Origin of the sequence: Candidatus Darwinibacter acetoxidans, assembly GCF_041936445.1 — a bacterium.
GTDB lineage: Bacteria > Bacillota > Limnochordia > Darwinibacteriales > Darwinibacteriaceae > DTU010.
On the sequence record NZ_JBHGXH010000286.1, the window covers coordinates 1 to 1,276 of the forward strand.

Genomic DNA, 1,276 nt, shown 5'->3' on the forward strand with positions numbered 1-1,276 from the left:
CGGGTGATGTCCCGCGCCCGCATAGAAAAAGTGGGCGGGCTTCATGCCCTTTATCTCAGCGGGACGCCCTACGAGATGGGCTACCAGCACGGGGTGCTGGCTCGTGAGCTCATCCGGCAGTTTCGCGCCGAGGCCTATGCTTATGTAGAAACCCTTGTATCTATCCCCAAATTTTTTGCGCGCCCGGCTCTTTTTTACTATGCCTCGGCATACTGGAAGACCATACCAACAGATCTTCGCGAGGAGATGAAAGGCATCGCCGATGGCGCCGGTGTTCACCCCGTGGAGGTGCTGGTGGCAACGGCCATATGGGAGATGCTCCTAACCTCGGGCTGCTCGGAGTTTGCGGCGATATCGCCATACACCCCGGATGGATCAATTATCCACGGCTACAACTACGACCTCATGCAACCCGAGCACGCCATCATCCAGCCGTACCTGGCGGCGATATTCTACCGCCCTGCGGAAGGGCTTCCCTTCATGACGGTAAACACTATCGGTTCCGTGGGGGCCAATGCCGGCCTCAACGATGCCGGAATATCTGTGGCCTGGGATGATACGCACCTGAACACCAATGAGCTGTTCAAGGGTATCAAGGGCAAGGCGGTGCCCTTTATCATCACTCTGAGAAAAATCCTGCAGAACGCGAAGAGCATTGACGAGGCGGTGTACATAGCCCTTAAGGGATTGCCCAGGCCTCTTGCCGACATTATCATAATTGGCAGCGCCGCCGAGAACAGCGCCATTGCGCTGGAGACGGCGGGGACGCTGCATGCGCGGCGGTCCATGGAGGGCGGCGCCGTCTGGTCCACCAATTGTTTCCGCTCCGAGGAACTAGCCCGCTACGACAAGCGCGGCAACTGGCGCGAGCACCCGAAAGAAGAGGAATGGCAGAGGTTCCCGCGTTTCACTGCTTATACTGAGCTTTTCGAGAAACACCACGGGAAGCTGGACGCAACTGCGGCGGCATCTTTCCTGCGCGATCCCTACCCGCGCGAGGCGGAGGGATTTTTGCACCCCAACATCTCGCCCCGTGCCACTATCTGCCGCGACATCACCTCTTTTTCCATGATCATGAAAGCGCGGGAAAAACGTGTCTGGGTAAGCGATATCCAGGTGCCCGGCTGCCAGGGCAACTTTTACGCCTTTGATTTTGCCGGGCAAAGGCGGCTGCCCGAACTAGACATACCGGCCACGGGATATCACCATGCCCTGAAGTGCGCCGAACTCTTCCAGTCGGGCGATTATGTTAAATCTCGGCTCTTCCTGGATCAGG

1 protein-coding gene is annotated in these 1,276 nt (G+C 58.0%); it reads left to right on the forward strand.

Annotation, left to right across the window (positions count from 1 at the left end; genetic code table 11):
* The coding region (locus tag ACE4YL_RS10975) for a C45 family autoproteolytic acyltransferase/hydolase (RefSeq protein ID WP_461369646.1) at positions 1–1,276 on the forward strand (1,276 nt) is incomplete at both ends.